At 55.1% G+C, this 23,020-nt stretch carries 34 protein-coding genes; all 34 read right to left on the bottom strand.

Features of this window, described 5'->3' with window-relative positions; genetic code table 11:
- Positions 1–8: 8 nt before the first annotated feature.
- Positions 9–635, bottom strand: coding sequence for a hypothetical protein (locus FYJ45_RS19765; protein WP_154466887.1), 627 nt, complete (start codon positions 633–635; stop codon positions 9–11).
- Positions 636–646: 11 nt separating this feature from the next.
- The gene (locus tag FYJ45_RS19770) at positions 647–961 is read right to left on the bottom strand and encodes a sugar ABC transporter ATP-binding protein (protein ID WP_154466889.1); all 315 of its coding nucleotides are present in this window, start codon (positions 959–961) and stop codon (positions 647–649) included.
- Positions 958–1,419, bottom strand: a complete 462-nt coding sequence (locus tag FYJ45_RS19775) for a Rho termination factor N-terminal domain-containing protein (RefSeq protein ID WP_154466891.1) — start codon at positions 1,417–1,419, stop codon at positions 958–960. The genes FYJ45_RS19770 and FYJ45_RS19775 overlap by 4 nt, the downstream gene beginning before the upstream one ends.
- 28 nt (positions 1,420–1,447) lie before the next feature.
- Positions 1,448–2,515, bottom strand: coding sequence for a major capsid protein (locus FYJ45_RS19780; RefSeq protein ID WP_154466893.1), 1,068 nt, complete (start codon positions 2,513–2,515; stop codon positions 1,448–1,450).
- Positions 2,516–2,534: 19 nt separating this feature from the next.
- A complete protein-coding gene (locus tag FYJ45_RS19785) occupies positions 2,535–2,888 on the bottom strand; it encodes a hypothetical protein (RefSeq protein WP_154466895.1) in 354 nt (117 codons plus the stop codon).
- A gap of 4 nt (positions 2,889–2,892) precedes the next feature.
- Positions 2,893–4,146 (bottom strand): head maturation protease, ClpP-related, encoded by a 1,254-nt coding sequence (locus tag FYJ45_RS19790; RefSeq protein WP_154466897.1) that lies wholly within the window; start codon positions 4,144–4,146, stop codon positions 2,893–2,895.
- 4 nt (positions 4,147–4,150) lie between these two features.
- Positions 4,151–5,689, bottom strand: coding sequence for a phage portal protein (locus FYJ45_RS19795; protein ID WP_154466899.1), 1,539 nt, complete (start codon positions 5,687–5,689; stop codon positions 4,151–4,153).
- A 12-nt stretch (positions 5,690–5,701) separates the two neighbouring features.
- Positions 5,702–5,941 (bottom strand): hypothetical protein, encoded by a 240-nt coding sequence (locus FYJ45_RS19800; RefSeq protein WP_235930908.1) that lies wholly within the window; start codon positions 5,939–5,941, stop codon positions 5,702–5,704.
- Between the two features lie 11 nt (positions 5,942–5,952).
- Positions 5,953–7,857, bottom strand: coding sequence for a phage terminase large subunit family protein (locus FYJ45_RS19805; RefSeq protein ID WP_154466903.1), 1,905 nt, complete (start codon positions 7,855–7,857; stop codon positions 5,953–5,955).
- Entirely contained in the window at positions 7,841–8,407 is a 567-nt protein-coding gene (locus FYJ45_RS19810; protein WP_154466905.1) for a protoporphyrinogen oxidase, read from the bottom strand. Before FYJ45_RS19810 ends, FYJ45_RS19805 begins: the two co-directional genes overlap by 17 nt.
- Before the next feature lie 282 nt (positions 8,408–8,689).
- Positions 8,690–9,361, bottom strand: coding sequence for a hypothetical protein (locus FYJ45_RS19815; RefSeq protein ID WP_154466907.1), 672 nt, complete (start codon positions 9,359–9,361; stop codon positions 8,690–8,692).
- A 238-nt stretch (positions 9,362–9,599) separates the two neighbouring features.
- Positions 9,600–10,097, bottom strand: a complete 498-nt coding sequence (locus tag FYJ45_RS19820) for a hypothetical protein (RefSeq protein ID WP_154466909.1) — start codon at positions 10,095–10,097, stop codon at positions 9,600–9,602.
- A gap of 15 nt (positions 10,098–10,112) precedes the next feature.
- A complete protein-coding gene (locus tag FYJ45_RS19825; RefSeq protein ID WP_154466911.1) occupies positions 10,113–11,789 on the bottom strand; it encodes a site-specific DNA-methyltransferase in 1,677 nt (558 codons plus the stop codon).
- Positions 11,786–11,980 (bottom strand): hypothetical protein, encoded by a 195-nt coding sequence (locus tag FYJ45_RS19830; protein ID WP_154466913.1) that lies wholly within the window; start codon positions 11,978–11,980, stop codon positions 11,786–11,788. The genes FYJ45_RS19825 and FYJ45_RS19830 overlap by 4 nt, the downstream gene beginning before the upstream one ends.
- A gap of 131 nt (positions 11,981–12,111) precedes the next feature.
- Positions 12,112–12,546, bottom strand: coding sequence for a helix-turn-helix domain-containing protein (locus tag FYJ45_RS19835; RefSeq protein ID WP_154466915.1), 435 nt, complete (start codon positions 12,544–12,546; stop codon positions 12,112–12,114).
- The gene (locus FYJ45_RS19840; RefSeq protein ID WP_235930909.1) at positions 12,543–13,307 is read right to left on the bottom strand and encodes a DNA-methyltransferase; all 765 of its coding nucleotides are present in this window, start codon (positions 13,305–13,307) and stop codon (positions 12,543–12,545) included. The genes FYJ45_RS19835 and FYJ45_RS19840 overlap by 4 nt, the downstream gene beginning before the upstream one ends.
- Positions 13,285–13,455, bottom strand: a complete 171-nt coding sequence (locus tag FYJ45_RS19845) for a hypothetical protein (RefSeq protein WP_154466917.1) — start codon at positions 13,453–13,455, stop codon at positions 13,285–13,287. Before FYJ45_RS19845 ends, FYJ45_RS19840 begins: the two co-directional genes overlap by 23 nt.
- Positions 13,433–14,296, bottom strand: coding sequence for a DNA-3-methyladenine glycosylase family protein (locus FYJ45_RS19850; RefSeq protein ID WP_154466919.1), 864 nt, complete (start codon positions 14,294–14,296; stop codon positions 13,433–13,435). The genes FYJ45_RS19845 and FYJ45_RS19850 overlap by 23 nt, the downstream gene beginning before the upstream one ends.
- Positions 14,283–14,897: a Holliday junction resolvase RecU gene (locus tag FYJ45_RS19855; protein ID WP_154466921.1), complete on the bottom strand. Its 615-nt coding sequence runs from the start codon at positions 14,895–14,897 to the stop codon at positions 14,283–14,285. The genes FYJ45_RS19850 and FYJ45_RS19855 overlap by 14 nt, the downstream gene beginning before the upstream one ends.
- 85 nt (positions 14,898–14,982) lie before the next feature.
- Positions 14,983–15,387 carry a DUF7768 domain-containing protein gene (locus FYJ45_RS19860; RefSeq protein ID WP_154466923.1) on the bottom strand — a complete coding sequence of 135 codons (405 nt, stop codon included), beginning with the start codon at positions 15,385–15,387 and terminating at the stop codon, positions 14,983–14,985.
- Positions 15,384–15,554 carry a hypothetical protein gene (locus FYJ45_RS19865; RefSeq protein WP_154466925.1) on the bottom strand — a complete coding sequence of 57 codons (171 nt, stop codon included), beginning with the start codon at positions 15,552–15,554 and terminating at the stop codon, positions 15,384–15,386. The genes FYJ45_RS19860 and FYJ45_RS19865 overlap by 4 nt, the downstream gene beginning before the upstream one ends.
- 13 nt (positions 15,555–15,567) lie before the next feature.
- A complete protein-coding gene (locus tag FYJ45_RS19870) occupies positions 15,568–16,131 on the bottom strand; it encodes a class I SAM-dependent methyltransferase (protein ID WP_154466927.1) in 564 nt (187 codons plus the stop codon).
- Positions 16,132–16,220: 89 nt separating this feature from the next.
- Positions 16,221–16,964: a hypothetical protein gene (locus FYJ45_RS19875; protein ID WP_154466929.1), complete on the bottom strand. Its 744-nt coding sequence runs from the start codon at positions 16,962–16,964 to the stop codon at positions 16,221–16,223.
- 13 nt (positions 16,965–16,977) lie between these two features.
- Positions 16,978–17,487 carry a replication protein gene (locus tag FYJ45_RS19880; protein WP_195841901.1) on the bottom strand — a complete coding sequence of 170 codons (510 nt, stop codon included), beginning with the start codon at positions 17,485–17,487 and terminating at the stop codon, positions 16,978–16,980.
- Positions 17,484–18,206: a replicative helicase loader/inhibitor gene (locus FYJ45_RS19885; protein ID WP_195841902.1), complete on the bottom strand. Its 723-nt coding sequence runs from the start codon at positions 18,204–18,206 to the stop codon at positions 17,484–17,486. Before FYJ45_RS19885 ends, FYJ45_RS19880 begins: the two co-directional genes overlap by 4 nt.
- A 1-nt stretch (position 18,207) precedes the next feature.
- Positions 18,208–18,990 (bottom strand): DUF6291 domain-containing protein, encoded by a 783-nt coding sequence (locus tag FYJ45_RS19890; protein ID WP_154466933.1) that lies wholly within the window; start codon positions 18,988–18,990, stop codon positions 18,208–18,210.
- Between the two features lie 21 nt (positions 18,991–19,011).
- Positions 19,012–19,449, bottom strand: coding sequence for a single-stranded DNA-binding protein (locus tag FYJ45_RS19895; protein WP_154466935.1), 438 nt, complete (start codon positions 19,447–19,449; stop codon positions 19,012–19,014).
- Positions 19,442–19,885: a hypothetical protein gene (locus FYJ45_RS19900; protein ID WP_154466937.1), complete on the bottom strand. Its 444-nt coding sequence runs from the start codon at positions 19,883–19,885 to the stop codon at positions 19,442–19,444. The genes FYJ45_RS19895 and FYJ45_RS19900 overlap by 8 nt, the downstream gene beginning before the upstream one ends.
- A complete protein-coding gene (locus tag FYJ45_RS19905) occupies positions 19,882–20,754 on the bottom strand; it encodes an ERF family protein (RefSeq protein ID WP_154466939.1) in 873 nt (290 codons plus the stop codon). The genes FYJ45_RS19900 and FYJ45_RS19905 overlap by 4 nt, the downstream gene beginning before the upstream one ends.
- A gap of 12 nt (positions 20,755–20,766) precedes the next feature.
- A complete protein-coding gene (locus FYJ45_RS19910; RefSeq protein ID WP_235930910.1) occupies positions 20,767–21,372 on the bottom strand; it encodes a host-nuclease inhibitor Gam family protein in 606 nt (201 codons plus the stop codon).
- Between the two features lie 11 nt (positions 21,373–21,383).
- Positions 21,384–22,019 (bottom strand): cell wall hydrolase, encoded by a 636-nt coding sequence (locus FYJ45_RS19915; RefSeq protein WP_154466958.1) that lies wholly within the window; start codon positions 22,017–22,019, stop codon positions 21,384–21,386.
- Positions 22,020–22,178: 159 nt separating this feature from the next.
- The gene (locus FYJ45_RS19920; RefSeq protein ID WP_154466941.1) at positions 22,179–22,352 is read right to left on the bottom strand and encodes a hypothetical protein; all 174 of its coding nucleotides are present in this window, start codon (positions 22,350–22,352) and stop codon (positions 22,179–22,181) included.
- A complete protein-coding gene (locus FYJ45_RS19925; protein WP_154466943.1) occupies positions 22,349–22,738 on the bottom strand; it encodes a hypothetical protein in 390 nt (129 codons plus the stop codon). The genes FYJ45_RS19920 and FYJ45_RS19925 overlap by 4 nt, the downstream gene beginning before the upstream one ends.
- 14 nt (positions 22,739–22,752) lie before the next feature.
- Entirely contained in the window at positions 22,753–23,010 is a 258-nt protein-coding gene (locus FYJ45_RS19930; protein ID WP_154466944.1) for a hypothetical protein, read from the bottom strand.
- Positions 23,011–23,020 lie beyond the last annotated feature (10 nt).

Consider the following 23,020-nt stretch of genomic DNA (forward strand, 5'->3'; position numbering starts at 1 on the left):
TCCTTTGCTTATAATAGGTCTGAGTAGCTGGCCGTCTTTTTCTCAGGAACGCCGCACGATATTGTGAAGCATACCCAGCCGAACCAGTACGGGTAAAAGTCCCATATTTCTCCGTCCTCCGTGAAGGGGCCGTATGTAATCGGGACTGACGAGTCCACTCTGACGCCGGCGATGATCTGGCTGCCTTCCAGTGCTGCGAGAGCGATGTCCTGGAAGTTGTAAAGATCTTTCCAGCCGTCCGAGTTTCGTTGGTATTCATCCTCCGGGCTGTCGTCCCGGATATATTTGTAGCCACCGAGCACCGTCGGATCCTCTACGGGGATCATGTTGTCGCCGGCGTGGTGGCCTGGGTTCCATGTCGAGAGGCTGAGCCTGATCTTCATGGTTCTGGAATGGTTCCGGATGTCGTCCGATCCTTCCATGAGCTGTACGCATACCGAAGGTATAGGAGCGACCGCCGTCGGTGCAAGCCGGTCTTTTGCCGGAACGTAGAGAGGGAAGGCCTCAGGGTTTTTATTCACGAGGTTATAGTCTCCGCCGTCCTGGTAGTCGTCCGGGACTTTCAGCTCGATTTTGCTGCATATATTCTCGCTAACCCATTGTGTGAGGTTCTCGATGATCTGCTTGGTTGTCATGGCGTCCCTCCTTATCGTGTCGCGTTCTGTTTGAGTGCGATTGCCGCGACTCCAGTGTTCTCGCTCCAGTCAATGACCAGCATTTCGCGGCCGTCATAGTTGATAAATGAGCCCGGAGCTTTTCGCTTCGGGAGGTCGGCGACTCTGGCGTAAATCAATAGAGTGGCTTCGGCCAGGCCGAGAGTCGTGGTTTTTAATGACTGCAAGGCGTCCGCATCGGGGACGCACTGGATCGTCGTCCCCTCGACCTTGTGTTCCTCTCCGAAGTCCTCCAGCATGAAAAAGAGATCGGCCACATCGCCGGCCATCATTTCCTTGAGCGTCATTCAGGCATAGCAGCGGAGAGGGCGGGAGCTTCGTCGTCCTCCTCACCGCCCAGATCTTCGTCCTGGTCGCCTTCATGCTCGGCGCGGGCCTTCTCGATCGCCTCAATGATGTCCTGGTTGGTTGCTTTTTTCGGCAGCTCAATTCCCAGATCGGTCGCGATCTGCGTGAGCTCCTTCTTGGTCATATCTGCGAGAGTTTTTTCAGGCTCCTGATCCGATTTCTGGTCGTTCTGGTCGCCCTGGTGAGCGTCCCCGTTGTCCTGGCCTTTACCGTCCGGATCCTGATCCGGATCTTCGTCCTGGTTTACTCCTCCGACGTATTCGGCAACGCCCAGTGCTACCAGGCGTGCCTCCTCGTCTTTGTCGCACGAGAACGGCTGGGCCTTTTTGTCCTTGGCCTCGACCGCTCCCGTCTTTTTATTCACGTAGCCGTATGTGCCGGCGATGATTTTGATCATGTGGGTTGACCTCCTTGCTTGGTATAGATTAGAGAACGCTCGCGCTGATCCATGCGTTCTGATTTCTTGGGATCAATAAAGGCTTAGCGCTGACCTTGAGGTTTCTCACCTCAGAGTTTGCGTCCGCTGTGTACTTAGGCACGCGGCTCGCTGCGTAGGTGTGAAACTGTCCGTCAGACTGCTCGAGCTGTGTGACTGCTCCGTAAAGAGAGCGGCCGGATGCTGGAGCTGTGAGCACCACGTTTCCGGATCCCATGAACGACTTGGTTGTTCCATCCTCGTCCTCAAATTCCTCGTCATATCCGATGAGGTTGATGTTCTTGCCGTGTACGTTAATCACGCCGACAAGTGTTGCACCGTCAGGAAGCTCCTGAGGGTTGATGCCTCCGAGCTGGATATTCTTAATGTCGAGCAGCTTTTGGATTGCCTCGTCATTGATCACGATGTCAGCAACGTCCGGAGACATAACGAGATCGGATGCCGGGAGTCCTTTGCTTGTGAGCATCTTGACCATGGCGCCGATGTCTGCGAGGATCTTTGCGTCGGCTGCGTTCCACTTGGCTTTCGGCACGTACTTCGCGTCGTTTGTTCCGTCATAGAACTGGATAGCGTACTCCTCGTACTTGCCACCGAAGTCGTCGGCGTACTGCTTGAGCACGTAGCCATTGTTGAGCATAGCCTGGGCTGCCATGTATTCCTCGCGGCCGTCGATCAATGTGCTGAGCTCCTGGAGATCCAGGCCGAGGATCTGGGCCTCGCGCTGCTGTGGAGTGATCTGGCTGTAAAGGTTCTCACCGAAGCCCTTCTTGTTGAGGTCGTCGATGGTGAGAGGTCTCTGAGGCGCTACGAATGGCGGCACGTACTTCACGGTCTTGTAGCCCTCGCGTGCGATATTGATGCCGCCCTTTCTAGGCATTACAACCGGTGCGATCTTCTTGTTTCCGTTTCTGTACTCGACGAGCACTTCCTCAGTCGGGAAAATGTCAGTCGCCGGAGTGCAAGGGAAGTAGCGGTCACGCAAGAAGGTGCGGTGTGATGGCATAGCCTGAACGGCTCCGATCATTGTCACTGTTCTGTAAATCTGTGGAATAGGCATTTACTTCGTCCTCCTTTTCTTAGTCTGCGACGGACTCGACGAAAAGTCCGACTTTTCTCATGTTTTCGATGTCCGCGTCTTTGAGTGTGTAGTCACTTGCTACAATGAGCGCGCCCTTGTTAAAGTTTCCGCTCTTGTATGCTGTTACGACTGTTGCGGCACCAGTTCCGACCACCTCGTCTGTGAGGATGCAATCAGGAGTCTGGCCCTCGGTTCCGGCGAAGATCTTGCCATCGGATCCGATCAGTGTGCCGCGTGCGAAGGTTTTGTCCTTCTCGACGGTGATGGTGATGCTCTTGACGTCGAGGCTGTGCTTTCCGTCAATGATCAAGCCGTCGTATGCAAAAGTTCCGATTGTTTCGTTTGCTTTCATTGGCTTAGTCCTCCTTTGCCTTGTTTGTAGGTGTGCCGAGGATCATCGCGATCGCGTCCTCCTCGCTCATTTCTGTCTCGCCTTCTGGCTTCTGTGGCTCAGGGTTGCCAGCGTTAGGGGTTGCTGTTACACCAGCGGCGCCACTTGCCTGGAAGTCGGCCTGAGTGTCTGCGACGTGTTGCTGTCCCTTCTGGGCGTCTCTCTGCATTACGCGGAGAGCGAGCTCGGAAGCTGTGCAAGCCTTCTCGCCGTACATGGCCTCGTTGATCATATCCTGGTCACCGACTGCTGCCGCGATCTCGCTGATCCCTCTGAGGCGTTCGCGTTCGCTTGTGATCGCTGCTGAGACAGCCTCGTCGTGTGCCTGGGCTCTGATCTGCTGCACGAGCTCAGGTTCCTGGTTCTGTAATTCTTCCAGTGTCATTTTGTGTACCTCCTTTGGGTTTGTGTTTTTATTTGCATCCTTCGCCTGGCGTGCGGAAGCACCTGGCGCCGGGGTTGCACTAGGTTGTGTGGTTGCTTTTACTACTGGCACCGACTCAGGAATATGGTCGAAGCCTTTGGCGCTCATGCTGAGGCCGTTGACGGTGAGAGTGCTGCCGTCTTTTGTGATGCTCATACTTGGATCATCGCCGTCGATCACTTCGTCGATCCAGCCTTCCTCAAGAGCTTCGCGGCCAGTCATCCATTTTTCGGCGGCCATCTGGCTCCTGATCTTGTCGATCTCGATGCCTGTCTTTCCGTGATACTGTTCGGCGACCGCTGAGTTGGCTGCTTCCAGCCTTTTATTGACCAGAAGCAAGGCCTTGTGGTTGTATGCTCCATATAGCTCGGTGAGAGCCTCGTGGATCATAAACATCGAGCCGTTGTATGCTTTGATGGTGTCGCATCCCATAGCGACGACTGTGGCAGCGCTGGCAGCTATGCCGTCGATTATTGCCACCGTGTTTCCTTTCAGCTCCTTGAGTCTGTTGGCGATGCCGATCGCTGTGTAAACATCCCCGCCGACCGAATTGATCCGGACGGTTATGTTCGCCGCGTCTTTGATTGTTGCCAGATCCTCCAGGAAGCCTTCCGGCGATGTGTAGAGTCCGTCCTCAGGTTCTCCGGTGAACCAGTTGGTCGGGCGATGGCTTACGATCTCACCGTATATGGTGATCTCAGCGTCGCCGTCGTTGCTGATCACGTTCCAGAAACGCGGAGCGGTCTGGCCTGATGGCGCCGGGCCGGCCAGGATCTTGATGCTGTTTTGCTTCATTGGCTTAGTCCTCCTTTGCCTGGGCCGCGTCACTTCCGGCGGCCTCTTTTAGTATTTTGTTTTCGTGGGCCAGTTGTGCCACATTGGACTCCCACTGGCCACCGTTGAGCTTGATCGTGCTTTGCTCGTGAGTAGAGAAGCCGTGCTCGACGGCCTTGATCTCTGCCTCGATCTCCTTGGTAGGATCGAGCTGTCCCTGAGAAGGACCAACCCATTCAGATCCGAGCCACGCTTCACGGATCAGCGGATCATTGAAAAAGCCAGGGGCCTGGATGCGTCCACGCGCCACGGCCTCAGACAGCCAGATCTCATAGATTGGCTTGCAAAAATCAGACACGAACCACTCGCGGCGCATCTTGAAGGCCTTCCATGCTTCCAGGAGAGCGGCACGGCTCGCACTGTACGAGCTATTGAAACTCTTGAGAAGTAGGTCGGCCGGTATCTCTAGGGCGGCGCCACATTGTTCGCATAATGCTCGAATGAACGCGTCGAAGCCGCTGTTTGGTCTCGATGGTGTTCCGAAGGTTATGGACTCGCCCGGCTTCATGTAGTTGATCTGGCCCGGTCCCATTTCGTACTCGTCGTCGCTGTGATCTATCTGAGGTTGTCCGGCTTCGTTGTACGGATTTTCCTCGGGGTTCTCAGTCATAACGAACGCCGTGAAAAAGCTCTCGATCAGGGCAGCGGTCAGCTCGCTTTCTGTGTATCTCCGTATCTGGAGAAGCGGCTCGATCACTTGGGCCAGGTAGCTGACGCCTCGGTATTGCTCCGGACGTTCTGACTCCATGATCTGGATAATGTTCGGCTGTCCGGTGAGGGATCCGTATGCTTCGACGCGAGTCCATTCACTGACGGCCATCTTGAGCTCGTTCGGGTAGTTGTTGCAAATGTAATACGCCACGATGGCGCCGTTCTTATCGACCTCTACGCCGTCGTAGATTTTGTTGCCGTTCTTCGCGATGCCTTCCGTCATATTCGAGAAGGTTGCGCCAGGTGATCCCGGTGTGCTTACTCGGTCAGCTTCGATTAGATGCAAGCGGAGAGAGTAGGGCGTGGCAGCAGTAGCGGGCACTTGCTTCATAATGCAAAAAACGTCGCCGGATAGGAGCCAGCTCATAAGAGCAAGCTGCTGGATCCCGTAGAAGTCATTGACGCCGGTCGCATCGCACGACTTCTTTCGCTTGGCCCATAGGTCAAACTCTGCCTCGGTCCTTCTTTGCCAGTCCTTGGCCGCTTCCGGACTTAGTCCCAGGAGCTCAGTGTTTGGACGTGCCTGGAGTTTTAAGCCGCACCCGATCACGTTTGTTCTGTTTGTCTTGATCGCACTCGTGGCAATAGGAGCGGCCATGTATAGCATCCTGGCCCGTTGCCGGAGTGTGTAGTTGTTTTCATCGATGTCCTGGTGTGCTCCGGAACTGTATGCCAGGAAGCTCTTGAGAGCTTTCTTGTTCCAGCTTGCTCCGGCGTCACTATAACCCGAAGCGGATGCCCTTGGAGCTTTGCCACCGGTTCGCTTTACCTCGACGTTGTTTGTTTGTTCCATATTGCCCCTCCTTTACCAGTCGCGCGGGATCACGCCGACCGCCTTGCGTGGAGTCTTGCACTCCAGCGCGGAGATCTCTGCCTCAATCTCTTTGATCGCCGTCCTCACTTGGGCGAGGTCGGTGTTGTACCTGGTAGCGTTTCTGGATCCTACGCCGTAGGACTGGACGCCTCCGGTGAGCATTTCCTTCTCGCGGCCTTTGTAGAGCTCGAGTCTCTCCTGGAGGTCTTTGATTTTCTCTTGCTTTGTCATGGTGTGCCTCCTTACCATTCGCCGTCGTATATGTCACGGCGCTTGTTGTGTCTTTTTGGTGGTTCCGGTTTTGCTTTGGGTTCTTCCAGGCCTTTGAGCCTTCGCTCAATCGCATCCAGATCCGGATCGACGATACGGTACCCGGCCAGTGCATAATTGCGAAGGTCGAGTGGCTCGTTTCTTTCGTGACCTGGCAGCTTTTTCCACGTCACTTTGTCGCGGCCGTTTGATCTTGTGAGTACCGGTGTCTCGGATAATAGGCCGTTAAAGTAGCCCGCGTCGTAGCCTCGGTCGTCATTATTTGGAAAGTGGCAATACTTGGTACCGCCAGGTTCCTGGACTTCCAGGGCGTTGTATATCATCGTTTTTCCGGCGTCAACTCCGATAGTGTAGAGCCAGCAGCGCACGCGCTTGTTGTCCCGGATTGGCACCTTGCTCGGCGGGTTAATGTATGGAATACCCTCGCCGCCTTTTCCTTTGATTGCGAACACATGCTTCGCGAGACGGGCGCGGCATTGTTCGTACACCTCCTGGGTGAAGTGACCGCCAGAGTCGACGCATGTGATCGAGATCTTGAGGCCTTTGCCGCTTGCGTATGTGTACGTGTGATCAATCAGGTCGTCGAGACGGTCCCACGGTTCTTGGGTGTCTGGCCGACCCATAATGTACCCGCGCTTGATCCCCCAGGTCTCGCCACCGTGTCCGTGGCCTACGACCTCGTACTCGAGACGGTTGTCCTGAGTGTCTACGCCGCAAGTTAAGACCAGAACTCCGTCCGGAAGCTCTGCGTCGTAGTGTTCGCGCCGGCCTAGCATTTCGTCGTCGTCCACGACTGCAGTGCGGTCCTCCCACAATTCCCCGAGGAGAGTGTTGCAGACTACCTTGAGCCGTTCCGGATCCCCTTGAGCATCCAGGAATTTGACGACGATCTTGCTCCATGGAGTCCACGGAGAAGCGAAGGCCGATAGCCAGAACGATCTCACGCCGTTCTCGTATGCCTCCGGATTGGTTGCGATCCACTTGGCCGGCTGCTTTCGCATTTCGGCCTCTGTGCTAATACACCCGCACTCAGGGCACACATAATTGATGGCGCCGACGACCTTATTGGCCATGCGCCCGTTTGGTGCTTTTATTTTTTTATGTTGGAAGCGGATCCGCCCGAAGGTGATCTCGCTGTATTCCCCACAATGAGGGCAGCGGTGGCACCATCGCTCCTGGGTTCCCTGGTAGTAGCTCGTCTCGATGTTGCTGCGTCCTTTAATTGTTGGAGTTGATACCTCCACGGCCTTCGCGTTGTAGAAGGTCGCCTGGCGCGCTTCGGCAAGAGCCCAGGGATCGCCTTCGCTGCCGGCCGATATAGCCCAGCGATCTCGCTCGTCTCCGAGGATGTACCTGGCCGGGGTGGATGCCAGGGCGCTGGCGCTGTTCGATCCGGTGATGGTGAGCATGCCGCCAGGGAAGGACTTCTGGAGCACAGTGCTCGTTGTGTCTTTTCCTCTGATCTCTGTCACCTTCTGGCGTAGTACCTTTGAGTCTCTGACCATCGGTGAGATCCTCAAGCGGGAGAACTTTCGAGCATCTTCGAGAGAAGGCTGCGCGAATAGGATGGAGCCAGGATCCTGGTCCATAATGTACCCGATTATATTGAGCTCCAGCTCAGACTTGCCGACCTGGGAAGCTGCGACCATGACGATCTTCCTGACTTTCGGATCCGTGAACGCTTTCATCGGTTCGGCCAGGTATGGTGTCCTCTTGGTTCTCCATGGTCCGGCCTCTGCCGAGTTCTCAGGGGAGAGGCGCCGGTATTTGTCAGCCCACTCGTCGACGGTTAGGTTCTCCGGCGGTTTGAAGTGTGCCACCTCTGGAGCGATCGCGGCGTTGAGAGCTGCCGCGGCCTTTTTAGTCGTCTTGCTCATCGGTGATCACCTCGCTCCAGCCTTCTCGGTCGCGCACGCGCTTCGCGTAGGCGTCCGGGTTGTACTCATACTGCGAGAGCTCCTCCAGGATCGCGTAACATTCGCGCCGGATTATCTCGGAGCACTCTGGCGCCGTGTTCACGTCTGCCACATCCACGGCCAGGCGGCCGGGTAGGGCGATGATCATGCTCCTGATTGCGTACACCAGGTCAGAAGTCATGGCGGCCACGTCCTCCGATCGGTGCATCCTTCCTTTGAGCTCGTCAAGTTGAAGCTGAGCGATCTCGGCCTTTGCGGTCTTGAGATCGGCCTCGGCTTTTTCCTTGGCCGCTGTGTTTTCGTTGTTCTTTTGTTCTCGACCGTTCGCCTTGTCGCTCAGGTATTTGATGTACGCCTGGATCGTAGGCAATAGGTCGTACTGGTTGGCGCCCTTGACCTTGACGGCCTGGATCACGCCTTCCTTTGTTAGCTGCTGGATCCTCCTGGTTGTGAGCCCGAATAGCTTGGCGATCACATCGGTGCTCTGGAGGTTCTGCTTCGCCTCAGCCATGTGACCACCTCCTTGGAATTTGGCCGGAGGGATCCGGTCGCTCCGACGAAACGAAACGCCGGAAAATTTCCCAGCAAAAAATTTTCAGATTTTGGGCTCGCCAGCACCGCAGCCGTTTTGGACGCCTGGAAGGCCCCGTGGAGCGCGTCGCTTCGCGTTTGAACCTTCGAGTCGTCTTGCGCGTTGTTCTCGAGGCCGACGCGTGGGGCGCGGCCCTGGTGTGCGGCTCCTGGCGTGTGGCCCGTGGCCGTCCGGTCGTGCCCGGTGGAGTGGGGCGGAGTGTCAGCCCTTCCCCATGCGCGAGGCGTGGTACTCGAGACGCTTCGGCAGCTCCTCGCTGATCTTGTCCTGGATGGCAGCGGCCACCTTCTCGTTTGTGATCATCTGCGGCACGCTGGTCGTCTTGATGCTGACGATGTCGGAGCGTTCTTCTCCTCGTCTCTGGAATGGTATGTAGCCGTCGCCTCTGTTGGTCGCCAGGAACGGGGCCGGGGCGTACTTGCCGGAGAGCTCCACCTTCTGTCCTTTGTGGATTTCCACGGTGATGGTCTGAGCTTTCAGTGGCGCGGCCATTACGACCTCGCTTGCTGAGCTGGTTCCTTCTCCTGGAATGAGTCGAGGCTTCTGTCGCACGGTGCTCGGTTTCTTCGGCGACATTTTGAAGTGTGTCGGTGTCAGGCTTCGGCCCTCGAACACGAGCTGGATGTTGTCGATCTGTGTGCCCTCGACCTTTATGCTCCCGGCTTTCTTTGCTCCGGTCATGGCGTCCTTGACTTCCTTTTTCTTGATGGTGTACTCGTCTGTCACGGCCTGAGATACCCAGCCAGGGGCTCGGCTTTTGAAGTCGGAGACGGTCCGGCTCAGTGCTTTCTCAGCGTCCTTGTTCATCGCCTTGAGGTTCTTGATCAGTTCCGCGTGGTTCTTGATGGCCACGCTCATGGATCCTTGTGCCATGTCGTTCCTCCTTCCTTGTTGCAATAAAAAGAGGAGCGCCCTCGTGAGCTCTCCTCGTTTCTGTCAGTGTATATAATACGGCGGTTGTTTGGCCGGTGCGTTCCAGCTTTATCCGTCTTTGTCTTTTCTTATCCGGATCTATCCCTCTATGATGCCCGCGTCGCTTTGTTCTTGCCGCCTTCCTTGGCTTTTATTTGTCCCGGTGATACATTGGAAGGGTACGGCATTTTTTGACGCTCTACGAGGCTTCTGGCGCTTCGATCTCTGCCAGGTGTGCCAGTGCCTCACCGTGTTTATTGTATGCCCGCTTTAGGTACCCGCTGGTGTTCCTCTTGTAGTCTTTCTTCTTGTGGTACTGGATCCAGGCTACGTCCACCCAGTCCTCGGCGTCGATGTATCTCAGGCGAAGGATGCACCGCTCCTCGGCGTTGTCTAGTTGTTTGATGATGGCGTCGATCTTTCCCTCGTCGTATCGGATCTCTTTCAATAGGTGCGCGATGTTTTCCTCGAGCTCGATCTTCCTGGCCACCTGGAGAGCCATCGGATCGCTTTCCGGTGTCCCTCCTGGCATGCCGTCGTATGTCTGAGCCTTTGGCGCTGTCATGGATGCCGTCAGTCTTTCCAGGCGCTCGCATTGGTTCTCGTACTCCCTGATTAGATCGACGTGAGCCTGGAGCCTCTCTTTGATCACCTCTGTCGGTTTTTTCTGCTGTTCGGTTGTTCCTTGCTCTTGCATCCTTTGGTCCTCCTTTTACTCTATGCCGTCGAGTAGGGCGTCCCACTCAGATCTTGGCACTTCTTTTCCTTTTCTGATTAGTCGCACGCCTCCGATATCCCCGGTGTTTTTGGCGTACCTTCTGACGATCACGTCGCACCATTTCGGCTCGAGCTCGAGCGTGGCACAGTTTCTCCCGGTGTTCTCGCAGGCTATGAGGGTTGATCCGGATCCACCGAAGAAGTCGACCACGAGCTCTCCCGGGCGGCTGCTGCTTAGGATGGCCCGCTCGCACAGCACGATCGGCTTCGGTGTTGCGTGGCCGCCGGCGTCATCTCTCTCGCTCATGTTCGTGATTGGGAAACGCCACACATCGGTCATGATCTCGTGCTCCTCACTGTCGTTGTGGGTGTTGTCGAAGAAGGCCCGTAGCTCCATCGCCTCGGCCTTCATGTTCTGGTACTCCGCGGACGGCTTATTACGCAGCTTCATAACTTGTTCATGAGAGAGGCTGAAGGCACGCCCTTTGAAGGCTTGCTGGAGCTTCTTGTAGTGCCGCTCTGGGATCGGGGTGAATTGCGATTTGCTAAACCAGTGCCCCCACATTTGGACTCCCGTGATCTCGGTGAGTTGCTTTGCTTTGAGCCCGACCTTCTGAGCCTCGCCGATCATGTAGTCGAGCATGGCTTGGTATGCGTCGTTGAAATGATCTTTGTTGTTGTTGAAGCCTTCGACGCCGCACATAACAAAGAGGCATTTCTCGGTTTCTCTTGGGTAGCTCCGCATGAGATCGCTATTCACGCCGAATGCCGAGTGCTTCGCCCATGTGATGTAGTTTCTGAATGTGATCTTGTTTGCTGCGATCATTGGCCGGAGAATGAAGGCGTAGATATCCATGAGGGGTTCGTCGATACCCCAACAGTACCAGCTCCCGTTTTCCTTCAGAATATCGAAGCTGAGCGCGATCCATTGTTTATTGAACTCGAGCAGATCGTTCTGGTTTTGGTTGTCGTTCTGGACGCCGTCGCTTTCTTTCCCCATGCCGTATGGCGGGTCGGTGAATACGAGATCAGCGCGTTGACCACCCGTCGCTTTCTGGACGTCGGCCATCTTAAGGCTGTCTCCGCAGTAGAGGCGGTGATCGCCGAGAAGCCAAAGGTCGCCGGCCTCAGTGAACGGATCTTCTGGCGGTTCGTCCGTTTCCGTTTCGTCCCCCTGTTCGCCCGGGTTATCATCGTGCAGCGCCTCGCTCAGTGATGTGACCAGCTTCTCAACTTCCTCGTCGGTGTACCCGGTCTGGTCCAGATCAATCTCTCCGGTGTCGATTTCTGCGAACACGTCGGCGAGCATCTTCTGGTCGATCTCTGAGAGCTCCGCGATCCTATTGTCCGCGATCAGGTCGGCATACTCCTCGGCCTCGCTTGCGTAGTCCTGGTAGTCGACCGGCGCTTGCTCCATGTTCCCGAGCTGGGCGGCCATGAGTCGGCCGTGGCCTTTTACTATGTACCCGGAGCGGGTGCTCACTGTGATCGGCTGCCTCCAGCCTCCGTTCTTGATGATCTTGGCCAGGAGCTTGATCTGGTCGTCTGGGTGCTTGTTGGGGTTCGCCGGGTTCGGTATTAGCTTTATGATGTCAACGATCTCGTCGTGCGCACAATATACCGGTATCCCTCCGGCCATTCCTTTCGGTTTTACTTCCTTGTCTTTGCTCATTGTCTGTGTGTCCTCCTTTGGTTTCTTTCTTCTTTGTAGCGATCGCGTGCAATCGCATCCCACTCGATCCGCTGGCCGCACCAGTGGCACCAGGAGTCCGGCACTCGGATCCATCTGCCGCATGTAGGGCAGCAGTACCCGAAGTCGTCCTTTTTAATTGCCAGGGCCGTCGTCTCATACCTGGCCGTCATTCTTGCGGCACTCTGGCACGCTGCATCGTAGTCGCTTATGATGTCGCATGCCTCGGCGACTGCTGCCGCCTGATCACCTTCGAGCCCCTCGATGGCTTCCAGGACCTTGATGATCTTGCTATACTCAGCCGTCAATAGCGGATGCCTCTGCCTTCTCTGTCTATCTTCTCGGCCTTCTCTCTGTATTCTTTGGCCATCTTTGCGAGAGGGCAGCGGCCGCACGCTTCCTCGGTCTGGTTTTCCGGCTCAGGTTCCGGGCACGTTGCCATTATCAGACTGCAGAAGCCCGGGCCCTTTTTGCCTTCTTTTTGCCTCTGGAGTCCGACCAGGTTCCTGAGCTTGCTTGCCTGGTCCTTCCTGGCTGGGTTGTTCGGATGCCCTGGCATGTACTTCGGATCCATGTCGAGCACTTTGGCGATGTTGAAGATCTCAGGACCTCTTGGTATTCGTTTTCCCTCTGCGTATCTTCTCAGGGCTGTCGGTGTTACGTGTGAGCGTTCTGCAATTTCCTCAAGAGAGAGCGGTGAGGCCTCAATAGCCTCGGCTAGTTTTTCGTGTGCTTTCATGTGGTTCCTCCTTCTTTCTTTACTCGTTCGGCAGCTATGTCGGCCCACTTTCGGCCGTCGAGCTGCTTGTGCTTGCTTTTACATGTTCCGTTGTCGAAGCCGATCCAGTCCCTTCCCTCGAGCTCAGCGGCGACGAGAGTGCTCCCGCTGCCGCATGCGTTATCCAGGACGACGTCCCCGGTGTTTGTATATGTCCGGATGATCCAGCGGAGGAGAGCGATCGGTTTCTGTGTTGGGTGTATGCTGCTTTTCTGTTTATCTGAACCGAAGCGGAGCACCGACCTCGGGTACCGGTCTGTGTTTCCTCCTCCGGAGATCGTTCGTGTTTTCTGGTAGTTCGTGCCGTCGTTCGTCTTTGTGTATCTGTTTACCGGTTTGTGCCCGGTGCTCATTTGCGGGTTGTATGTCGGCGGCTTCTTGTAGAATACGGCCAGATCCTCGTGGGCTCTCAGTGGCATGAGTTTCGCGTTCAGGAAGCCGGTGGCGTTTGGTTTTTCCCATATCAGGCTGTACCGGTACATGCTGCGTCCGGCCATGATCAGCTCTGCAGTGAAGGCTCCAGATCCAAAAAGCACGATGGCGCCGCGTGGCTTTATTATCCTCCGGTATTGCTCCCAGAGTTCGTCCATGTCGATCGGTGTGTCCCATCCGTTGGCTGTTGCTCCGTATGGAAGGTCGCACAATATGAGATCCACCGACTCACTGGCCAGGTGTTTCATGCCTTCTATGGCGTCGATGTCATAGACTCGCTTTTTCTCCATGCTTTTCCTCCTTGTGGTTCTCTATATACTCAGTCAGCGCCGCGACGACGGTCTCGGCCTCGTTTCTGCTTAATTCGTAGCCGCAAAACGAGAACATCCCGCGGACCGCGTGGTCTTTTATGCTTTCAATTATTCTCCCTGGCTCCATGTTCTTCGCACCTCCTCGTTTGCATGTAGTAGAAGATCCACTGCTGCACGATGCCGGCTGTCCCGATGTAATTCTCTACCGGGAACTTTCCGCCGTATTCATTGGCCACGACTTTTCTGATCCAGGTATCGATCGGGAAGCTCTCTTTATGTCCCAGGCCGTAAAGGCATATACAGTCGGCCACCTTGTCACCTATGCCGTAGATGCTTTTCAGGTACGTCCTGGCGTCTGCGTAGTCCATGGCGGCCAGCTTGATCAGGTTCACCTTGCCGCTTGCGACGTTCTGGGCCAGTGTCGCGATGTATTTGTCGCGATAGCCGAGGCCGAGTCCCTGGAGCGCTTCCAGGTCTGTCAATTTCTCAGGATCCGGGAAGGTTGTGTATTCGTCACCGTTCGCTGCCGTTCGCCGCTCTCCGAAGTATTCACACATGGCGTCGATCGTTTTCTTGATCCGCGGGATGTTGTTGTTCTGGCTTATCATAAAGCTGACCATTATCTCCCAGAGTTCCTGGTTGAGCACGACGACTTCCTGAGCTGCTGCCTCCAGTATCTTTTTAATGAATTGATCGCCGGCCTGGTCCATTTTCTCGGCCTGGCTCAGCGCTTTGTTGTATAATCGGCCAGCCTGGTCGAAGTAGTTTTCCCAGTATGCCGCGTATGCTGTGTCGGTGATCGCAATCATGAACGGGTTGATCTGTCTGGCCCTGGTGTATGCTCCAGCGGACGGGATCCCGAAGCATCCGTCGCCGAGTTTCTTCCATCGGAAGCACTGGCCGCTTGCTGCGATTTTTTCCAGGTCGATCGCGTGGTCAAAAATTATTTTGTGCTCATTGGTTTCCATCTGTTTCGCCTTCCTCTCCGTATTCAAGCTCTACGCCATCCAGGACCTTGATCACGCCGGCCATGTAGGCCACGCGGAACGGTTCAAGCTCCGTCTGTTTGATGTGCTTGTGTCCGTATATCTTTTCCATGTCTCTCCAAACTTCCCAGGGGATCCGGTAGAAGTCCTGGAGCCCGATGCTCACAACGACAAAAGCAGCAGCGCCGAGCTGGTAGTGTGTCTCCAGGGCCTTGATCTGTTCTTCGGTGAGTCTGCTGGCTTCGATCCGGTCTCCGTCTGTGTGTTTTGCCTCGAATACGATCGAGCGACCTCCGGTGAGTGTTCCTTTGAAGTCCGGCTGTCCGCTTTTCGTGTAGCATGCCTCGAAGCGTCCGGCTCCTATTGGCCGGATCGGTTTCATCGGTTCCGGTGTCTTTTCTATGTATGCCAGGTTTAGATCTCGGTAGAAGTCGAGAGAAGCCTGGAGCATGCTCTCGAAGTGTTCCCCGGCAATCCTTGACTGTCTGCCTTTTATCCTTCTTTCATAGTTGGCCACCTTTCCGATGGCCTCGCTTGCTGTCGGATCCGGGTAGCCTTCCCGGTTTTTCCCTTTTGCTGCCATGTAGTACCTCCTTGATCTTGTACCTGAGGACCTGTGTGATCTGGCTCAAGTACGGGTGTTTTTGCTTATATCCCATGCGCGCCTCCTATGTTGCTGGCATTAGCGCCGGAGCTGCTGCGCTGTCTGCAGCGTCTTTTGCTGCCTTCGGTCTTGTGAAGTATTCAATATCCACGATCTTGATGCCGTGGCTCTTTGCGTATTCGATTTCCCTGGCCATGCCTTCGCTTGGCTCCATTACTCCCAGACCTTCGACTGCGATGGTATCACATAGATCTAGGAGCTCGATGCCTTTGGCCAGTCCGTAGGCTCTGCAGTCTGGATCTCGGTCGTCCATAAACTGTGGGAAGTATAAGTGCGGCGCGATCGGCATGAGCTCCGGGTGGAGTCTTGCTACGATCTCACAATAGTGGCGCGCTCTGCGGATGTTTTCCGCTTCGCTAACCTTGCTACTCCCTCGGAACGGCGAGCATATATAAACCATGTTTTTCATGTCTTGTCCTCCTTCTTTGTTTTTCGATCCATTTCCTCAAGTCTGTCTAGGTGTGCCTTTGTTGTTATTGCATAGCGTCCGCCGTCTGTTTCGATCCTTGTCGGATGGCAAATAAACGGTTTTCCTGTCAATGCTTTTACCACATTCTCGGCGTCAGTTCTCGTCATTGTCTGTACCTCCTTAAATGACCTTGATCGTCTGTTTTCCGTCACCTCCTGGCTGCCATACGAACCAGGAATAGCTTGTCGCGTCCGTTCCTTTTCCGGTGAAGCTCGGCCGCTTGTGTAGTGTGTATAGTCCGGCCAGTTGGTTCTCTGGATCCTTCCAGAACTCGAAGCGAGCGTCTGACTCCAGGAAGGCCGTGCGGAGTAGGAAGATCACCATGCCGCCAGGTTTCACGAGCTCGAGGCTCCTCTTGACGAAGGCCATGGCCTCCGAGAACGGTGGGTTGCCGATGATCAGGTCGTATGGTTCGAGCTCGGCCGTCATATAGTCGCCGATGATCACCCGGTCGGCGAGTGGCTCCAGGTGTTCGCGTTCCTCCTCGCGTATCTCAAGTGCGTCGATGTGCATGCCTTCGTATCTTCTCAGGGCCTTTACTATGTTTCCGGATCCGGCTCCTGGCTCAAGTACGCGCCACCCCCCCCTCAGAGGGAGAGCGTCGAGGAGCGCGTTGATCGCGTCGTCTGGTGTAGGGTAGAAGTCATTGTCCCTTCTTTTGGTTCCTCTGTTTGTTGCGCTCATTGTGTGTACCTCCTTTTTGTTGTGGGCTCTCTATTTTCCCAGGAGAGCCGTGGCCCTCCTGGATGTTTCCGACACTTATGCCGGGAAGTTTATGCGATTATTGTGATCTGCTCGCGGTTCTCGATGTCGGCCAGCTCGTCCTCCAGGTATTTCTTGACGTTTCCGACTGCTTGGGACTTCCAGAGCCCTCCGTCTGCTGCCACGAGCTTGAATACCGGTTCGCCGCCTCTGCCTTCGCTGATCCTGAAAATAAAATCACTTTCAGGCTGATCGACCTCGAGGAAGGTGCGGTATGGAGTCAGGTGCACCGGGTTCGGTACCAGCGCTTGTTCTTTGGTTGTTATTCCGGTTTTGATCACCGCTTGCTGGGTGATGCCATCGTCCGAGAATGTCTGCGACTGAGCGTTGACGATATTACTGGCCAGGATTGCCACGGCCTCGCGGTCGTCAGTTTTTCCACTCTGGAAGCATGACTGCAGAGAGATCAGGAAGCCTTCCTGGCTGTATTCTCTGCCATACTCAAACTGTGGCAGCAGCGCGGTCGCTGTGAAAAGCTCCTCGCGATCTCTTTCCTCCAGTAGTCCGGAGTAGAGTCGCACCTCTGTCGGGCTCACGACCTGGATGATCATGTGCTCGCGGAGCTCGTCGCGCCTCTGCTTTATGTAGTCCACCAGGGATGTGAGGGTTGTTGCCTCGATTGGCTTCGCCTTCTCTGGCTTGTCGTATCTCGTGAGGTTCTTCGTGCAGTATGTCTTGCCGTTGATTTCGATAGTCTTAGGATCCTGAGCCTCGACGGCCAGGCTTGTGATGTATGCGATTGCTTCTTTGATCATTTTCTTTTCCTCCTTATGCTTGCGCTGTTTTTCCCATTGGTACGACCTTTCCGGTCAAGATCTCACCAGTTTCAGGATCGAAGTCCTCGTCCTGGGCCTTGTTTCTATTTCTCAAGTCAAGAGGCTTGCCGGCCGGCTTTTCTGGCTCCTGAGCCTCTTGGGGTTCGTCCTCCTTGCTCTCTGCAAGGTCGTCGAACGACATTTGGCCGCGTATCTGGCCATCGTACTCGGCGATCTCTAGCTGACCGGTCCTCATGTTCACGCCCATGATCATCTGGGTGTCGATGGCCTCCGTCGCTGCGAGGGTAGTGGTGACGCCGATCTGTGTGCTCACGAGCTGCCTGGTCTTATTTGGCGCAAAAGTTAGTGTGATCGTGATCTTTCTCTTTTTCGTGGCGTCGGTGTTCATGTTCTGGATGTTCTCGCCCACCTGGACGAGTGCCTCGTTGACCTTCTCCGCAAAAGCTCCACCGCATAGGGTGTTGAGGTCGACGCTGCTTTTTACTGCTTGTTTCTTGCTCATATGTTTCCTCCTTTATCTCCAGGATCTTTCTGATCCGTGGGTGCTTTTCTATCCCCCAGGAGCGAAGGCTCCGTGGTGTCTGCGTTAATTGCCAGCGGTTGCATCCCGCTCAGCCGTCTGTATATGTTCTCGTGCTCGATGCGTCGCGCCTGAGCTATCTCCAGTGACTTCCCGGCGCCTCCCGCTGCCGATCTGTCCTCTATGGCCTCGATCTGCTTCCTGAGAGTAGGGGAGAGTTGAGCCTTCTGGCGTTCTCGCTCATATACTGGCTTGTATTGGTCCATGAAGGCCACCCGGTCAAGTCCAGGTTTTCCGCCTCTGTATGCCTGGCGGTGCATTTCGATCAGCGTCGTCCATCCGATCGACTCGACGGCCCGGCGTATCATTTCCGGCATGTCCGCCAGAGCTGCCTCTCCTCCGAACTCACCGTGGCCGGCGATCAGGTCGCTCACCAGTAGCCACGCCTGATCCGGCGGCAGTAGGTCCGGGTTGGATGCCCTGGCCATGAGCTCGCGGATCTCTGCGATGCTTGGCGGCCACTTGCTCGTCTGTATGTGTTGGTTGGTCGCTATTGCCACGAGCTCGACCGGATCGTCTGCGAACTGTGTGGCCCAGAGGGCGATTGTGTCCTCTATGGCCTCAATGCTGTCGAAGCGTGCCGCGTTCGGGTATGCTCTGACGATCACCATGACCAGCTCGGTCGCGTTCTTTTCTGTCATGTTATCCCTCCTCGAACGATGCCAGCTTCTCCTTGAGGTATCTGCCGGCGTCAAATTTCTGGCCGGATCCTTGTGGTGCGGTTGATCCGGATGCTGCTGCCGGTTCCAGTTCATCATCCCAGCGCCCTTGGTTCAGCCATGTGGCCGGGTTTGGTATGTACTGGCCGTTGTTCCTGGTCCATTGTGCTGAGTTCTTTGCCTTCTGGACTGCTGCCAGGATCCGCTCAAACAACTCGGCGTTTGGTTTGATCCGCTTCCAGGAGTTTTTCGCTGCTTGCTTCCCGACTTTCTTCGGGTAGAGCTTCCAGAACTCGTCGAAGCGACGATCCTGGAGCGGTTCTTTCTTCGCGTTGTCACCATCCGGCTCGGCCGGTGGTGTATATACTGTTTTTTCTGTTTCTGTTTCTGTATCTGTATCTGTGACTGTTTCTGTTTCTGTATCAGGTTTTGTAGGTTTTTTAGAAAACCTTTTGGTTTCTTTTGGTTCTTCTTGGTTTTCTATTTCTGCATTTGCTTTTTTAGGTCTGCCGCCTTTCGAGCCGTTTTGCCTCAGTCTTTCGCATTTTTCCTCGTATTTCTGACGATCGCGGTCAAGTTGGGCTCGTATGAACGAGTAGGCCATGCTGACCGCTCCTGGTTGGAGAGTGGGCTCCGGTTTATCAGGATCCTCATGTGAGAATATTGCACGAAGCAGTTGGCCCGCTTCGGCGTCAGTCAGTTGATCGAGGTGCTGCGCGTAGTCCAGGTATAAGACAAAGCCCTTTTTCCCGTCATTCTCTGCCATACCGGCACCTCCTTCGTGTTTTTAATTGAATGGTAGCTCTCCGGCGATGTCGTCCGGTATATTCATAAAGCCGTCGCCGTCTACTGGTCCGGTGGGAGCGGGCTTGCTATTTCCGGTGTGGCTCTGGTTTGCCGCTTTGCTTTCTGCGAACTCCTGGGACTCGATGATCACGTCCAGGGTGTAGACTTTGTTGCCGTCCTTGTTGGTATAGCTGCCGCTTTGCAAGTGGCCCTCGATCACGATCTTCGTGCCTTGGGCCAGATACTTCTCGGCGAACTCTGCCAGCTTGCCGAAGGCCACGCAAGGTATGAAGTCGGCCGACTGCTGGTTGTCGCTGTTTCTGCTTTGTCTACGATCGACGGCGAGAGTGTACCGGGCAATCGCCATCGGCTCAGCTCCTTGTGTGTATCTTATTTCTGGATTTCTGGTGAGTCGTCCCACCTCAATTACTTTATTCATGCGCTTTTCTCCATTCTTCCATTGTGTAGTAGTTAGGTTTTGGCGGTAGGATGATCTCGCGTTCTTTTTTCTCTTGTGTTACCTTCGAGATCCCCCCACGGCAAAACGGGCAGTCGATATACTCGCGAGACACCGGTTGACGCGTCTCGACTATGCTTCCACACTGGCAGCGGTAGCGGTACATGGTCGTTTTGATCGTTGTCGTGACCGGTCCGCCGTATGACTTGCTCAGTGCTTCGAGCTCCTCAAGCTCGTCCTCTCGGATCTGTATCGCTTTTTCGCATCTTCCGGTGGTTCCTCCGCCTAGTCCGTACACATACTCGGCGTCTCTTTTTTTCTGTTCAAACTCCTGGATCTCTTTCTGCAGTCTGGCTTTTCTCACGTTTATGAGGTCCTGGATCTGCTGCTGGATTGGTTTCGCTGGTTTGTGGCTCATACTGGGCCTCCTTCCTGGTTGCTTGCCTGGCTTGCTGCCTGGCGGTCGAGAGCTGTGCAAGTGTCGTCATATTGCTTGCGGCTCATAGCTCCCGGATCGCTTACGTTGAATTTTTTGAGGATCCAGGCGTCAACGTCTGCCGGAGTCACCCCAGCAGCTTCGCCCTTCTTGTACATGCGGTTGAGCTGTGCCTCTGTAAGCCGCTTCTGGTCCCCTCCGCTCGATCCCGCTGCCTGGTGGTTGCTGGTGTTTCGGTACCCTCCGGTGTATTCTGTTTCAGCATCCAGGGGCCGCGTGTTGTCCTTGTTGTCCGGATCATCCTGGCCCTGGTCAATGCCGAGAAGCTCGAAAAAGTAGTATTTCAAGCAATAGGTGAAGGCGGAGCCTTTTGCCTTGTCTGGTCCGGCGTCATTGGTTCCCAGGGCGTGAAGCATGACGCTCATGCGATCCTCTGGGTTGTCGATGTTGATCCATTCCATGGCCAGGTCGCCCTCGTAGATCCACACCATGCGCTCACCGTTTTTGGTGTGCTGGATGTAGTTGGTGTAGAATACCGGGTCCCCGTTGTCTGCGTGCCTTGTTGCCGCCTCCTCGTTTATGGATAGCAGCACCCCGAGCTCATTCATGGCCGGAGTGAGGTGCTCGTAAATGTCGTCCAGGTTGATATATGCGTACTTTACGCTGTCACTTTTCTGGCTCTTTGGGATCCTTGGGATCCTTTTCTTAATTTCCACGAGCTTGGCCACCAGTGGGAGAGAGCGCAGATCCTTCACCGGAGCCTCTGCCTTCTTTTCTGGGGCTGCCGCCTTTGTCGTGGTTTCTTTTGTGCCGGTCTTGGCCGGTGTGGTCTTTGTCGTAGCTGCTGCCATGTTATCCCTCCTTTATAGCTTGATGTCGAACGTGTCCGGCTTTTCCTCGACGCGGATGCACTCGACCATTTCGCCGGTATCTGTCAGGATCGCGTTGCCGTCCTGGAATGTGAGGAGCTTTTTGAACTCGCCCCACTTTGGCTCCTGGGTGGTCTTTATATAGTCGTCCATGCCTTCCGCTGCCAGGTAGTCCAGAAGCTCGTCCTTGTCATATTTCTGAGTGACTCCGCCTTTCTTGAGGACCAGCGTGCCGCTCAAGAGCTTGTACGTCTCCTGGGTTTTGGTCTTTTTATGCTCAACGGTTCCAAAATACTGAGCCAGGCAGCTCGTGAGGAAGGCGGTGCGACGTTCCGCGCGCGTCTTTTCGGCTTCGATCTTCTCCTGGATCTTTGCGATCTGCGTTTCTGCCAGCTCTTTGAGTCTCTCGTAGTCTGAGCGCTCCTCTGCGATCTTGCGGATGGCCCAGTCAGCCACCTCGTCGTTGTCTATCGTGAAGCACGGACGCCCACCCTCGGCCTGATCCTGGTCGGATCCTTCCACGTAGCCGGTGGAGTAGTCGATTGACTCCAGGGCCTCGGTTAATGTTTCCTCTGTTGCGATAATATTCATGTTCTCCATGTCGTTCCTCCTTATTTTTCCTTGTAAAATGTTAAGGCACCATGCTCGAAAAGCCGATCGAGGTGCGTGCTGTGCCATGTTTCTCCGTCTGTGGTTGTCTCGAAGTATAGAGCACCCTGGCTTTCGTCCCATCCAGACATAACCAGATCGAGAGCCTCCCAGCAGTCGGCGTCCGGTTCCACCCGGTCGTATCTTCCGTTTTGGTATGGCGCGAAGGCGTTCCGCTGCGTGATCACTCCCTCGATGGTGTCAGGGAACCTGTCACTCCAGACTCGGTTGAGAATGACCAGGATCACGAGAGCCTTGCACTCTGTGTCCTCGCTTTCAGCTTCGGCCATGGCCATCTTGGCCATCATGTAGGACTCGTCTGCATCCCAGTCCATGGAACCGATCAGTCTTGTGGTCGTTTCTTCTGTCGCGGCCTCGGTCTCAATTTGAGTCGTCGGCTCCTCTGTTGTTGGCTCTGGCTTTTCTGTTGTCAGTTGAGGGGCCTGGTCTTTTCTTCCGATGTTGGCCAGCTTGGATATGCCAGCCACCAGGCCGGCGATGATAGCGGCGACGATCAGGATCCGGACCGTGTATGCGATAGGGTATCGCTTCGCGAGCCTTCTTTGCCTCTTGAAAAATCTCTTGATTTTTGTTATCATAGTTGTGGACTTCCTCTGAGTTGTGGGCTCTGGGAATGATCCACGGCGTCGGTCATATTGGCCGGCGCCACTTTTTATGCCTTGCCGGCGTAGCGTCTTTGCTTCCATGCTTCGTACTCCTTTTGTGTGTTATTGTCTGCGAAGGCTCTGCGGACCGCGTCAGCCAGCGATCTGTATAGCACGGCGCTCACTGGCTCCGGCATCTTTTCTGGTTGTATCTTTACTGTCTGCATGCTTTTCCTCCTTTTTCTTCTGATCATGGCAGTCGCAACGCTCCCCAGGATCCAGGGCGCTCCCACAATACGGGCAAGCGTAGAACTCGTTATATTTCAAATTTTTTCACCTCCTCTTTGTGCTTTGATTGCCTTTTTTATCAGTTGGTTCCTCCATTTCTTCCGAACCCTTGGCCGCCCGTGCTTGTATAGGTGCCATTGTCTCGGTGTGGCCACGCTGTGGATGATCTCGTCCTCATATTTTGGCCAGGTGTTCCAGAAAGCGTCCGCGATGTTCCTGAACGTGTCGACGATCGCATCCACAACCGGCCTCATAGAGTCGGCGAAAGCTCTCCCGAAGGCCACGAGTGCATCTGTGAGCTGCTGCGCGGCTTCCGCCATCGTGCCATCCACCGCATCGACCTCAGGAACTGCAGAGAGCTCAGCGACCTGGGTGATCGTTTTCCCGCCGATGGTGATCTGTGTTGTTTCTTCCTTTGGTGGCATGTCGCTCCTCCTTCCTATGCGGTGGCTACTGCAGCCCCAGGCTCCGGCGTTTTAGAAAAAAGGTAAGCGATCGTCATGCCTGGGAAGTATGCTTCCTGGATCGCGAAGGCGTCGGCGATTGTAAAGTCGCCGTTTCCGACGCCTCTCATGTAGTCGTAAATGCTGCTTTTGCTTTTTCCAGTCGCCTGGCAGAGATCCTGGATCTCAACGCCGGTGCGGCTCATTTCTGCCACCAGGTTCGGGTATTTCGGCGCGCTCTTTGGCTTTCTCATATTGTTCCTC

Origin of the sequence: Eisenbergiella porci, assembly GCF_009696275.1 — a bacterium.
In the GTDB taxonomy this organism is placed as follows: domain Bacteria; phylum Bacillota; class Clostridia; order Lachnospirales; family Lachnospiraceae; genus Eisenbergiella; species Eisenbergiella porci.

Excerpts from the sequence above, each read along its gene's own strand:
- FYJ45_RS19780 (WP_154466893.1), bottom strand. The coding sequence starts at position 2,515 with ATGCCTATTCCACAGATTTACAGAACAGTGACAATGATCGGAGCCGTT.
- FYJ45_RS19765 (WP_154466887.1), bottom strand. The coding sequence starts at position 635 with ATGACAACCAAGCAGATCATCGAGAACCTCACACAATGGGTTAGCGAG.
- FYJ45_RS19785 (WP_154466895.1), bottom strand. The coding sequence starts at position 2,888 with ATGAAAGCAAACGAAACAATCGGAACTTTTGCATACGACGGCTTGATC.
- FYJ45_RS19825 (WP_154466911.1), bottom strand. The coding sequence starts at position 11,789 with ATGAGCAAAGACAAGGAAGTAAAACCGAAAGGAATGGCCGGAGGGATA.
- FYJ45_RS19900 (WP_154466937.1), bottom strand. The coding sequence starts at position 19,885 with ATGAGCCACAAACCAGCGAAACCAATCCAGCAGCAGATCCAGGACCTC.
- FYJ45_RS19905 (WP_154466939.1), bottom strand. The coding sequence starts at position 20,754 with ATGGCAGCAGCTACGACAAAGACCACACCGGCCAAGACCGGCACAAAA.
- FYJ45_RS19795 (WP_154466899.1), bottom strand. The coding sequence starts at position 5,689 with ATGGAACAAACAAACAACGTCGAGGTAAAGCGAACCGGTGGCAAAGCT.
- FYJ45_RS19830 (WP_154466913.1), bottom strand. The coding sequence starts at position 11,980 with ATGACGGCCAGGTATGAGACGACGGCCCTGGCAATTAAAAAGGACGAC.
- FYJ45_RS19790 (WP_154466897.1), bottom strand. The coding sequence starts at position 4,146 with ATGAAGCAAAACAGCATCAAGATCCTGGCCGGCCCGGCGCCATCAGGC.
- FYJ45_RS19845 (WP_154466917.1), bottom strand. The coding sequence starts at position 13,455 with ATGGAGCCAGGGAGAATAATTGAAAGCATAAAAGACCACGCGGTCCGC.
- FYJ45_RS19925 (WP_154466943.1), bottom strand. The coding sequence starts at position 22,738 with ATGCCACCAAAGGAAGAAACAACACAGATCACCATCGGCGGGAAAACG.
- FYJ45_RS19885 (WP_195841902.1), bottom strand. The coding sequence starts at position 18,206 with ATGACAGAAAAGAACGCGACCGAGCTGGTCATGGTGATCGTCAGAGCA.
- FYJ45_RS19800 (WP_235930908.1), bottom strand. The coding sequence starts at position 5,941 with ATGACAAAGCAAGAGAAAATCAAAGACCTCCAGGAGAGACTCGAGCTC.
- FYJ45_RS19770 (WP_154466889.1), bottom strand. The coding sequence starts at position 961 with ATGACGCTCAAGGAAATGATGGCCGGCGATGTGGCCGATCTCTTTTTC.
- FYJ45_RS19890 (WP_154466933.1), bottom strand. The coding sequence starts at position 18,990 with ATGGCAGAGAATGACGGGAAAAAGGGCTTTGTCTTATACCTGGACTAC.
- FYJ45_RS19820 (WP_154466909.1), bottom strand. The coding sequence starts at position 10,097 with ATGCAAGAGCAAGGAACAACCGAACAGCAGAAAAAACCGACAGAGGTG.
- FYJ45_RS19870 (WP_154466927.1), bottom strand. The coding sequence starts at position 16,131 with ATGAGCGCAACAAACAGAGGAACCAAAAGAAGGGACAATGACTTCTAC.
- FYJ45_RS19855 (WP_154466921.1), bottom strand. The coding sequence starts at position 14,897 with ATGGCAGCAAAAGGGAAAAACCGGGAAGGCTACCCGGATCCGACAGCA.
- FYJ45_RS19880 (WP_195841901.1), bottom strand. The coding sequence starts at position 17,487 with ATGAGCAAGAAACAAGCAGTAAAAAGCAGCGTCGACCTCAACACCCTA.
- FYJ45_RS19805 (WP_154466903.1), bottom strand. The coding sequence starts at position 7,857 with ATGAGCAAGACGACTAAAAAGGCCGCGGCAGCTCTCAACGCCGCGATC.
- FYJ45_RS19840 (WP_235930909.1), bottom strand. The coding sequence starts at position 13,307 with ATGGAGAAAAAGCGAGTCTATGACATCGACGCCATAGAAGGCATGAAA.
- FYJ45_RS19875 (WP_154466929.1), bottom strand. The coding sequence starts at position 16,964 with ATGATCAAAGAAGCAATCGCATACATCACAAGCCTGGCCGTCGAGGCT.
- FYJ45_RS19860 (WP_154466923.1), bottom strand. The coding sequence starts at position 15,387 with ATGAAAAACATGGTTTATATATGCTCGCCGTTCCGAGGGAGTAGCAAG.
- FYJ45_RS19915 (WP_154466958.1), bottom strand. The coding sequence starts at position 22,019 with ATGATAACAAAAATCAAGAGATTTTTCAAGAGGCAAAGAAGGCTCGCG.
- FYJ45_RS19850 (WP_154466919.1), bottom strand. The coding sequence starts at position 14,296 with ATGGAAACCAATGAGCACAAAATAATTTTTGACCACGCGATCGACCTG.
- FYJ45_RS19895 (WP_154466935.1), bottom strand. The coding sequence starts at position 19,449 with ATGAATAAAGTAATTGAGGTGGGACGACTCACCAGAAATCCAGAAATA.
- FYJ45_RS19865 (WP_154466925.1), bottom strand. The coding sequence starts at position 15,554 with ATGACGAGAACTGACGCCGAGAATGTGGTAAAAGCATTGACAGGAAAA.
- FYJ45_RS19835 (WP_154466915.1), bottom strand. The coding sequence starts at position 12,546 with ATGAAAGCACACGAAAAACTAGCCGAGGCTATTGAGGCCTCACCGCTC.
- FYJ45_RS19910 (WP_235930910.1), bottom strand. The coding sequence starts at position 21,372 with ATGGAGAACATGAATATTATCGCAACAGAGGAAACATTAACCGAGGCC.
- FYJ45_RS19775 (WP_154466891.1), bottom strand. The coding sequence starts at position 1,419 with ATGATCAAAATCATCGCCGGCACATACGGCTACGTGAATAAAAAGACG.
- FYJ45_RS19810 (WP_154466905.1), bottom strand. The coding sequence starts at position 8,407 with ATGGCTGAGGCGAAGCAGAACCTCCAGAGCACCGATGTGATCGCCAAG.
- FYJ45_RS19815 (WP_154466907.1), bottom strand. The coding sequence starts at position 9,361 with ATGGCACAAGGATCCATGAGCGTGGCCATCAAGAACCACGCGGAACTG.
- FYJ45_RS19930 (WP_154466944.1), bottom strand. The coding sequence starts at position 23,010 with ATGAGAAAGCCAAAGAGCGCGCCGAAATACCCGAACCTGGTGGCAGAA.